Annotated in this window: 10 protein-coding genes, 1 tRNA gene and 1 pseudogene; 4 read left to right on the top strand and 8 right to left on the bottom strand. The window is 51.3% G+C overall.

The window, feature by feature from the left end; all coding sequences use genetic code 11:
- A partial coding sequence (locus tag ACLJRE_RS09850; RefSeq protein WP_410957380.1) for a tetratricopeptide repeat protein occupies nucleotides 1–423 on the top strand: 423 nt, incomplete at its 5' end.
- Between the two features lie 43 nt (nucleotides 424–466).
- Here ACLJRE_RS09850 and narP read toward each other — a convergent pair.
- On the bottom strand, nucleotides 467–1114 hold the full coding sequence (narP, locus tag ACLJRE_RS09845; RefSeq protein ID WP_001115500.1) for a nitrate/nitrite response regulator protein NarP: 648 nt from the start codon (nucleotides 1112–1114) through the stop codon (nucleotides 467–469).
- An 818-nt stretch (nucleotides 1115–1932) separates the two neighbouring features.
- Between narP and pagL the strand changes: the two genes are divergently transcribed.
- Complete coding sequence (pagL, locus tag ACLJRE_RS09840) at nucleotides 1933–2496, top strand: lipid A 3-O-deacylase PagL (protein WP_000281869.1); 564 nt, start codon at nucleotides 1933–1935, stop codon at nucleotides 2494–2496.
- 192 nt (nucleotides 2497–2688) lie between these two features.
- Here the strand turns inward: pagL and ACLJRE_RS09835 are convergent, their stop codons facing one another.
- From ACLJRE_RS09835 to ACLJRE_RS09815, 5 genes and pseudogenes are all read right to left on the bottom strand, one after another.
- Nucleotides 2689–2892, bottom strand: a complete 204-nt coding sequence (locus tag ACLJRE_RS09835; RefSeq protein ID WP_001110923.1) for a DinI-like family protein — start codon at nucleotides 2890–2892, stop codon at nucleotides 2689–2691.
- Nucleotides 2886–2978 (bottom strand): annotated as a pseudogene (locus ACLJRE_RS09830) (hypothetical protein); the annotation flags it as partial. The pseudogene ACLJRE_RS09830 and the gene ACLJRE_RS09835, both read right to left, overlap by 7 nt.
- Nucleotides 2934–3010, bottom strand: a tRNA-Pro gene (locus tag ACLJRE_RS09825). The pseudogene ACLJRE_RS09830 and the gene ACLJRE_RS09825, both read right to left, overlap by 45 nt.
- A gap of 73 nt (nucleotides 3011–3083) precedes the next feature.
- Nucleotides 3084–4844, bottom strand: a complete 1761-nt coding sequence (gene yejM, locus ACLJRE_RS09820; RefSeq protein WP_000256158.1) for an LPS biosynthesis-modulating metalloenzyme YejM — start codon at nucleotides 4842–4844, stop codon at nucleotides 3084–3086.
- Nucleotides 4845–4875: 31 nt separating this feature from the next.
- A complete protein-coding gene (locus ACLJRE_RS09815) occupies nucleotides 4876–5103 on the bottom strand; it encodes a YejL family protein (protein WP_001135904.1) in 228 nt (75 codons plus the stop codon).
- Between the two features lie 179 nt (nucleotides 5104–5282).
- On the opposite strand from ACLJRE_RS09815, the gene yejK reads away from it, so the two are divergent.
- A complete protein-coding gene (gene yejK, locus ACLJRE_RS09810) occupies nucleotides 5283–6290 on the top strand; it encodes a nucleoid-associated protein YejK (RefSeq protein WP_000050806.1) in 1008 nt (335 codons plus the stop codon).
- A gap of 120 nt (nucleotides 6291–6410) precedes the next feature.
- Here the strand turns inward: yejK and rplY are convergent, their stop codons facing one another.
- Both rplY and ACLJRE_RS09800 read right to left on the bottom strand, forming a co-directional pair.
- Nucleotides 6411–6695 carry a 50S ribosomal protein L25 gene (gene rplY, locus ACLJRE_RS09805; RefSeq protein WP_000494192.1) on the bottom strand — a complete coding sequence of 95 codons (285 nt, stop codon included), beginning with the start codon at nucleotides 6693–6695 and terminating at the stop codon, nucleotides 6411–6413.
- Nucleotides 6696–6819: 124 nt separating this feature from the next.
- A complete protein-coding gene (locus ACLJRE_RS09800) occupies nucleotides 6820–8580 on the bottom strand; it encodes a DEAD/DEAH box helicase (protein ID WP_000578131.1) in 1761 nt (586 codons plus the stop codon).
- A 151-nt stretch (nucleotides 8581–8731) separates the two neighbouring features.
- Here ACLJRE_RS09800 and rsuA point away from each other — a divergent pair, with 151 nt between their 5' ends.
- The gene (gene rsuA, locus ACLJRE_RS09795; RefSeq protein ID WP_001234836.1) at nucleotides 8732–9427 is read left to right on the top strand and encodes a 16S rRNA pseudouridine(516) synthase RsuA; all 696 of its coding nucleotides are present in this window, start codon (nucleotides 8732–8734) and stop codon (nucleotides 9425–9427) included.
- The last annotated feature ends 26 nt before the right edge of the window (nucleotides 9428–9453 follow it).

The following is a 9453-nucleotide window of genomic DNA, read 5'->3' as shown; positions in this document are numbered from 1 at the left end:
ATGGCGCGGCTGGCGCTGGGGCTGCGCACCCGCCTGCAGAATGATGCCGGCAATGTTGAGGGCTGGCTCATGCTGGGACGCATCGGTATGGTACTGGGTAATGCCGGTACCGCTACCGGGGCGTATGCGAACGCCTGTCGCCTGGACCCGAAAAACAGCGATGCGGCGCTGGGCTACGCGGAGGCGCTGACGCGCTCGTCCGACCCGGAGGATAACCGCCGCGGCGGGGAGCTGCTGCGCCGGCTGGTGAGCCGCGACCACACGGATATCCGGGTGTTAAGCCTGTATGCGTTCAGCGCCTTTGAGCAGCAGCGCTTTGATGAGGCGGTGGCGGCCTGGGAGATGATGCTGAAGTTACTGCCGGCGGGTGACGCCCGGCGGGCGGTGATAGAGCGCAGTATCCGGCTGGCGCAGGAGAAATAATGCCCTGACGGCCCGGTGGCGTGGCGCCATCGGGCCTGACTTGTTACTGCATTCCGCGTGTTTGTAAAAATAGAATGGTCGCCGCGACGCGCGAGCGCACGTTTAGCTTGCGAAGCAGATTACGAATGTGCACCTTAACCGTCTGCTCAGAAATATTCAGTACTGACGCAATCTGTTTGTTAGAAAGCCCCTGCGCCAGCTCATGCAAGACATCTAACTCTCGTTCGGTCAGGATACTAAAGGGATCTTCCTGCGCGCCAAACCGTTCGCGCTCACGCAGATATTCATTGACCCGATCGCTAAAGACTTTACCGCCGTTAGCGCCTTTGCGAATGGCCTCCAGCAGCACTTCCGGATCGCTATCTTTGAGCAGATAACCGTCGGCGCCGGCGTCGATCAGCGCGTAGATGTCGCTGGCGGAATCCGAGACGGTAAGAATAATAATTTGCGCCGTCACACCATCCCGGCGTAGCGCGTTCAGGGTATCTAACCCGCTCAGACCTTTCATATTCAGATCCAGCAGGATCAGATCGGGCTCAATGCGATTCGCCAGATCGATCGCACTCGCCCCGTCACCCGCTTCGGCAACGACATAAAAAGCCGGGTCCAGTTCCAGTAATTGACGAATACCTCGCCGCATAAGTGGATGGTCGTCCACAATAAGCACCTGAAAAGGTGTTACTTCAGGCATGCTATATCTCCTGAGTTTTATTAGAATGATTATTGTTTTCAGCGCGGAAATCGTCCAGATTTGCCACATTGTCAAGCGCGTAAATTTTACCCTAATTAGTGCATGGGTAAGTAGTAAAACCTGTGACAGGCGAGTAATTAGCTGAACGATAGAAAGGATAAAACAACCCGTTGTGAGAGAAAACAGAATACTCCCTGAGGTTGAATACTGGTCTGGACGCTTTTTTCGGACAATGTGACATAACAGAAGTATGGCATATGTAGCTGCGCCCTTGCACCCGTAAGCCCAGACTATCTTTACTGGCGGGAAATTCCTTATTAAAAGTCATAGTGTCTAAAGTTTGTCATTATTAACAAATTATTTTAATTGAATTTATTTATTGTTTTATTAATGTCAATGAAATACATCTGAGCAGAACGAATAAACCGCGACATCTGTTAAATTAAATATCAAGTCAATAGTAGAGATATTTTTATGCGATAAAGAGATTCTGACGATATTCTTATCATAAATGAAAATGTGGTCAGGAATGAGAGTCGTTCACTTATAACTTATCCTGGATGTGCCTGAACAACACTCGCGGCGTTTTGAGCACCCATTGGGGCGACTCAAGGGGAAAGCGTAGTGAGTATGTTTTGATTTCTGCACACAGCCCATGTCCAGCCTGTTTGCATCAAAAATGCTGGTTGGAGTAATTATGAAAATAATATTAATACTGGATGCTATATCAGCCGTTTCTGTGAGCGTAAGTGTGGCGTAGAAAATTTTAAATATATTAGTCGGTTAAAAATAGCTATTGACATTGAAATGGTGATGGAGTGTATATGAAGAGAATATTTATATATATATTATTACTTTGTGCATTCGCATGTTCTGCTAATGATAATGTTTTTTTTGGTAAGGGAAACAAACATCAGATCTCTTTTGCTGGGGGAGAAAGTATAAGGAGAGGAGGGGTTGAGCACTTATATACGGCTTTTCTGACATACAGTGAACCCAGCGATTTTTTCTTTTTACAGGCAAGAAATAATCTGGAGTTAGGAGGATTTAAGGCTAAGGGGAACGATGATTGCAGTAAACATTCTGGCAGCGTTCCCTGCAATAAATATAACCAGGGCGTATTGGGTATCTCGAAGGATGTGGCGCTGGTTCATTTCGCTGGTATCTATACCGGTATTGGTCTGGGGGCTTATATAAAATCTAAGTCGCGAGATGATATGCGTGTCAATTCTGCATTTACCTTTGGGGAAAAAGCGTTTCTTGGTTGGAACTTTGGGGCTTTTTCTACAGAAGCTTATATTCGGCATTTCTCGAATGGATCACTCACGGATAAAAATTCAGGGCATAATTTTGTAGGTGCTTCAATTAGTTATAATTTCTAAAGTTGAATAACAATTAGCGAGTTGCTGGCTGAAGGAGTAATTAATCACGGTACGTTGTCTACAAAAACGTGTTGTGACTAGCCGATCGTTATCGGCCCTATGGCGACAGGGAGGCTAATTGTTAGTGACAAAGAAGTGGTAAGCCATTTACCTTACCAGAACGTTTTATTATTGCTGCGACAGATTGCTTACTCATTTACCTGCCACTGCGAACATTTCTTCCAGCATAGGGTGTAGATGCGCTTTTTCTGTTTTAGTACAAACATGGTTTACGTTATTTGCCTGCATTGACTTTACTGTGACCACTGCACAGGAAAGATGTCCGATCAGTTCATGCAAAATCAGTTCATGCAAAATAACGTCTCTGGCATCAGCTAACTTTTTAATTGCAGGCATAAAAAAACCAGCCCTGAGAGGCTGGTTTTTAAGGGGAATTTTGGTCGGCACGAGAGGATTTGAACCTCCGACCCCCGACACCCCATGACGGTGCGCTACCAGGCTGCGCTACGTGCCGACTTGTGGGTGCTAATACTACCTCTTTCCAACGCGAATGCAAGGGGAAACGGTGCTAACTGATTTATAATTAATCAGTTAGCGATAAAACGTTTCTCTTCTGTTAGCACTTGCAGCAGCAGACTGAGCTGCGGCTTCTGATCTTTGATCTTCTCGCCGTGTAAGTCATAGGTCTGATAATGACCGTTATTATTGAGCACCAGGGTCATTTGCGGCGTCGTGATTGCCAGCGTACTGCCATCTGCCGCCGTTACCCAGTTATGGCGACGTGGAACGGTAAAGATGTCCTGGCCCTGTGAATATTCGTTCGCTGGCGTGCTGACATGTAACAGGCGTTGCATCAACGTGGTCATTACATCGGTATGATCGGTAAGCGCATTAATACGCTGCGCAGGCGTCCCCGGCCAGTGGATCACCAGCGGTACTTGCAGATGACCTTGCGACCAGTCGAAGCGATTTTCTTCCGGCGTCAACGGTATGCCGCGTCCTGCGGTAATGATCACGACGGTATTGTCGAATTTACCGGCCTCTCGCAGCGCGTTCAGAACCCGATTGATTTGCGCATCCACGTCGCTGGCGGCGCTGGCGTAACGCTTAACAAAATTCTTCTGATTACTGTCATCAATGTTAGTACCGTTAAACGATACCCATGAGAACCAGCGGTTATCTTCCTGTGCGTAGCGCCCAAGCCAGTCTATCCACTGGCTGGCCGTTTGCGCATCAGACTGCGTCTGCGCTGCCGGCATCGAGAAATCGGACAGTAATGCCTGACGGTAAAGCGGGCTGGCGAAACCATCCGAAGAAAACAGTCCCAGTTGGTAGCCTTGCTGATTCAACGCGGTAATGAGCGCCGCAGGGGTTCTGGTGGATAACACGCCATCCATATAGCCTGGCGATATGCCATAGAACAGGCCGAAAATACCGTTATCAGTGGTATTCCCTGAACTCATATGACGGGTGAAGTCGATGTTTTGTTCGGCAAATTTAGCCAGCTCCGGCATCTGCTTCTCAAAGCGAGAATAGTTCAGGCCGTCTACGGTAATGAGCAGCACATTCTGACCGGTGCCCATATCGCGATAGTGCAAATTGCTGAGCGGGTACTGAACGGAGACCGCTTCCGGATTGCCTTGCTCTACCAGACGGCGCTGATATTCCTGCGCATCCAGCAGACCGTGTTTTTCAAGAAAACGTCGCGCCGTCATCGGATAAGAGAGCGGCAGGTTTGCCCGCTGCATGGTAATCGGCCGGTAAAAATTAGCGTCTGCCCAGATGTAGATAAGATGCGATGCGATAAAGGAGACGAAAAAGAATGCCGCAAGCGGCCTTGCGAAATGGCGGCGGCGCGTGAGACTGCGCAGCTTTTGCCAACTCCATGTCGCAAATAGCATCTCAATCAATAAGATAACCGGCACGCTAATAAACATAAGCTGCCAGTCGCGCGCCGTTTCGTTCTGGTCAGGGTTGATGACCAGCTCCCAGACAATGGGGTTAAGATGCAGGTGAAAACGGGTAAAGACTTCGCTGTCGATAAGCAACAACGTCATACCCGCGGTCGCCAGAATGGCTGATAAAAACCGCATCAGCCGCTGGGACATCACGATAAACGTGAGCGGAAAAAGAATAAGCAAATAGGTGGCGAACACCAGAAAGCTAAAGTGCCCGACAATGCTCAGGTAGGAGTATATGCGACCCGCAAGCGTTGTCGGCCAGTCGGCGACAAACAGGTAACGGCTGCCGAGCAACGTAGCCAACAGTATATTGAACAGAGCGAACCAGTGCCCCCAGCTAACCATCTGGGAGACTTTTTCACGGTAGCGCTGACGATGAGTTACCATACCTGTCGCTTGTTTCTCCGGAGTCGGCTTTTTAGTGCGCGTTGTCTTCGCTAATCGAAGACTGCAAGGCGCGGGCAAAAGAGTTCGCAATCGCCTGGCGTTGAGCCGGCGCAACGCTGGTGTTGATAAGGTTGGTGACCATATTTCCCAGCACCATCAGGGAAAGATCGGTCGGCGCCTTATGTTTTTCCAGTACACTGAGCAGTTCGCTCAGCAGTTGTTCAACATGTTCATCACTATAGCGGGAGAGTTGTGGCATAAATCAAAATCTGTTTGTTCATGAAAGGGCAACATATTACCGTAGCAACAGTTTTTTTTCTGCATTTTTATCCCCTAAATCATTCGCGTTACGGATAACGCCTGAAATGACAGGGCGATTGCTTGCGTCTTCCGGCAGGCGGTGGTTGAATACCGCCCGGTCTTAAAGGAGAGTTTATCATGAGTCTGGATATCAACCAGATTGCCCTGCACCAGCTTATCAAGCGCGATGAGCAAAATCTTGAGCTGGTCTTGCGCGATTCATTGCTGGAGCCGACAACCACCGTTGTCGAGATGGTGGCTGAACTGCATCGGGTCTATAGCGCCAAGAATAAGGCGTATGGCCTGTTTAATGAAGAGAGTGAACTGGCGCAAGCGCTGCGGTTGCAACGTCAGGGGGAAGAAGATTTTCTTGCCTTTAGCCGGGCGGCGACCGGACGCCTGCGTGACGAACTGGCGAAATATCCCTTTGCGGACGGCGGCATTGTATTGTTCTGCCATTATCGCTACCTGGCGGTGGAGTATCTGCTGGTTACGGTACTGAACAACCTGAGTAGTATGCGGGTCAATGAAAATCTGGACATTAACCCGACGCATTATCTTGATATCAACCATGCGGATATCGTGGCACGTATCGATCTTACCGAGTGGGAAACTAATCCGCAATCGACCCGCTATCTGACGTTCCTGAAAGGTCGGGTAGGGCGCAAGGTCGCTGACTTCTTTATGGATTTCCTCGGCGCCAGCGAAGGGTTGAACGCCAAAGCGCAGAATCGCGGCCTGTTGCAGGCAGTGGATGATTTCACCGCAGAAGCGCAGTTGGATAAAGCAGAACGTCAGAACGTGCGCCAGCAGGTGTACAGCTACTGCAACGAGCAGTTACAAGCCGGGGAAGAGATTGAGCTGGAATCGCTGTCTAAAGAGCTTTCCGGCGTCAGTGAAGTCAGCTTCAGCGAATTTACCGCCGAAAAAGGCTATGAGCTGGAAGAGAGCTTCCCGGCGGATCGCAGTACGCTACGCCAGTTAACCAAATATGCCGGCAGCGGCGGCGGGTTAACGATTAACTTTGATGCGATGCTGCTGGGCGAGCGGATTTTCTGGGACCCGGCGACCGATACCCTGACTATCAAAGGGACGCCGCCGAATTTGCGCGATCAGTTGCAGCGACGCACGTCGGGCGGGAAATAAAGTCGCTTGCCGGATGGGGGAGGAAACGCCTTATCCGGCAAGTGTGATTCATCTTTACCGCGAACTAAATTCCATAAAAAAACCCCGCCGGGGCGGGGTTTTTCTTCAACTTCCAGGCGATTACGCGCGAACGAAGTCGATGTGAGTCAGCTTCGGTTTGTAAGCGTGACGCTGTACAGCCTGAGCTTTAACTTTTACTTCTTTACCGTCAACAACGAGGGTCAGAACTTCGCTGTAGAATTCAGCTTTAGCTTGCATGTTCATCACCTGGTCGTGGTCCAGTTCGATAGCAATCGGGGCTTCAGAACCGCCGTAGATGATTGCCGGGAACTTGTTAGCGGCGCGCAGGCGGCGGCTCGCACCCTTACCCTGCTCTTTACGTACTTCTGCGTTGATAGTAAACATTTAAATCTCTCTTTAATAATTCCTGCTACAGGCGACCCAGCAACAGGTAAGTGATCTGCTTTGCGTATGCAAAGGCGGGCGGGATTCTATACTCAAATCGCCGTTACATCAATGAAAAGTACAATTAACCACGTAATTCGTGCGCCCGGCGGAAGCGGCCTTCATAGTCGAACACTTTTTCACGCACCTGCCAGTACTGGCCTTTCATCCGCGCGACCACAAAGTCGGGATGCCGCAACAGCGCCTGCTGCGCGACAATATCCGCCGCCGTGATCCAGCGTAAAGGAACGCCGGGCGTGCGGGTATGCGGGCGAATAAATAGCTGTTCGAAAGCGGTACGCTGGGCGGGCGTGTGCAAGCGGAAGCGCTCACTGACATCCGCGCCGTCCTCGTCATAGTAAGTGATTTTCAGCCATTCGCCTTTCTCATCCTGCCCATGCTGCATCGTCATTCCGCTACAGCGCAGGACTAACGCATCCTTGAGCCTGAGCGCCGCTTTTAACATATCGTCCGGGTCGACCAGAATGGCGTCACATTCCCGGCAGCGTCGGGCGGCAATATCGTTTTCGGCATTACACTGCGGGCAGTTTTTGAAGCGAAAGCGAAAATCGCACTGCTCGCGATGGCCGTCGTCATCGTCAAACCAGCCCTGGCAGCGACGGCCAAAGTGTTCAATCAGCGTGCCGTCGGCAGTGGTTTTCCCCCAGAAGGTGTTGGCAAAGCCGCAGGCCGGGCAAAATACCTGGACAGGGACGTTATCGCTTTTTCCCTTCGGGCTACCGACCTCCGGGGCATACAGGTCGTGCGGGTTGCCTGCGTAATCAAGAATCAGGCAATCGGTCTTTCCCGGCGCAAGGCGCAGACCACGCCCGACAATTTGTTGGTAAAGACTAACTGACTCGGTGGGACGTAGAATCGCGATGAGATCAACGTGTGGGGCGTCAAAGCCGGTGGTCAGCACCGAGACGTTAACCAGATAGCGAAAACGCTGCGCCTTGAAATTATCAATCAGCGCGTCGCGCTCGGGCCCTGGCGTATCGCCGGTAATCAGCGCCGCGTCGTCCGCCGGAAGCAGACCGACAATCTCTTTCGCATGTTCGACCGTGGCGGCGAAAATCATCACGCCTTTGCGCGTTTGCGCAAATTCCATAATCTGGCTGATGATGTGCGGCGTAATCCGCTGCTGCTTTTTCAGCTCGCGGTTCAGGTCGGCTTCGCTGAACAGCCCATTGCTTTGGGCCTGCAGGCGGCTGAAATCGTATTGGACCACTGGCATATCAAGCCGCTCAGGCGGCGTCAGATAGCCGTGTTTAATCATATAGCGCAGCGGCAGTTCATAAATACAGTCGCGAAACAGAGAGTTGTCGTTGCCGCGCACCATACCGTGATAATGAAATTGATAAATCCAGCCTTTTCCGAGGCGGAAAGGCGTGGCGGTTAGCCCAAGCAGACGTAAGTGAGGATTAACTTTACTCAGGTGAGTGAGGATTTGCTGATACTGACTGTCTTCATCGTCACCGATGCGGTGGCATTCATCGACAATCAACAGCGAAAACTCCTCCTGAAAGGCGTCAAGATTACGCGCCACCGACTGTACGCTGCCGAACACGACTTTGCCCTGACTCTCTTTACGTTTGAGTCCGGCGGCGAAAATATCCGCTTCCAGCCCCAGCGCGCAATATTTGGCGTGGTTCTGCGCGACCAACTCTTTCACATGCGCCAGCACCAGTACCCGTCCGCGGGCGACGCGCGCCAGTTCGGCGATCACCAGGCTTTTACCTGCGCCGGTCGGCAGAACAATCACGGCGGGCGTACGGTGGCGGCGAAAGTGGCTGAGCGTGGCGTCTACGGCTTCTTGCTGGTAGGGGCGGAGTGTAAAAATCATGGTCTCACTACGTTAAACGGTTCCGGGAATAGTATGCCATGAATCATTTCCCTTGAGGGATATAGTTAGCCCGCTATACTGAGCGGATAGCAATTCCCTTTTTTCGGGTAGAATGCCCGATTTCCGTATTATTACAGGCTAAATCACACACATGCGACTTGATAAATTTATCGCTCAGCAGCTTGGCGTCAGCCGCGCTATTGCCGGGCGTGAAATTCGTGGTAACCGCGTTACCGTCGATGGCGACATCATTAAAAATGCGGCCTTCAAACTGCTCCCGGAACATGCGGTTGCGTATGACGGCAATCCCTTAGCGCAGCAACACGGGCCACGCTATTTTATGCTTAACAAGCCGCAGGGATACGTTTGTTCAACCGATGATCCCGATCATCCAACGGTGCTGTATTTCCTGGATGAGCCGGTGGCGTATAAGCTGCATGCCGCAGGACGTCTGGATATCGATACTACCGGTCTGGTGTTAATGACAGATGACGGTCAGTGGTCGCACCGCATTACGTCGCCGCGCCATCACTGTGAAAAAACCTATCTGGTGACCCTGGAGTCGCCGGTGGCCGACGATACGGCAGCGCAATTTGCGAAAGGCGTGCAGTTGCATAATGAAAAAGATCTCACTAAACCCGCTACGCTGGAGGTGATAACGCCTGTGCAGGTCCGTCTGACCATCAGCGAAGGCCGTTATCATCAGGTGAAGCGGATGTTTGCCGCAGTAGGCAATCGCGTTGTGGAACTGCACCGCGAACGGATTGGCGCCATTACGCTGGATGAGAATCTGGCTCCCGGCGAGTACCGCCCGTTGACTGAAGAAGAAATCGCCAGCGTCGGCTAACTATCTCGTTAATTTCAGGAGTTCGA

This window comes from Salmonella sp. SAL04157 (assembly GCF_046551635.1).
Lineage (GTDB): Bacteria > Pseudomonadota > Gammaproteobacteria > Enterobacterales > Enterobacteriaceae > Salmonella > Salmonella enterica.
Note: the sequence above shows the minus strand (reverse complement) of the source record. Positions and strands in the feature narration are given on the sequence as shown.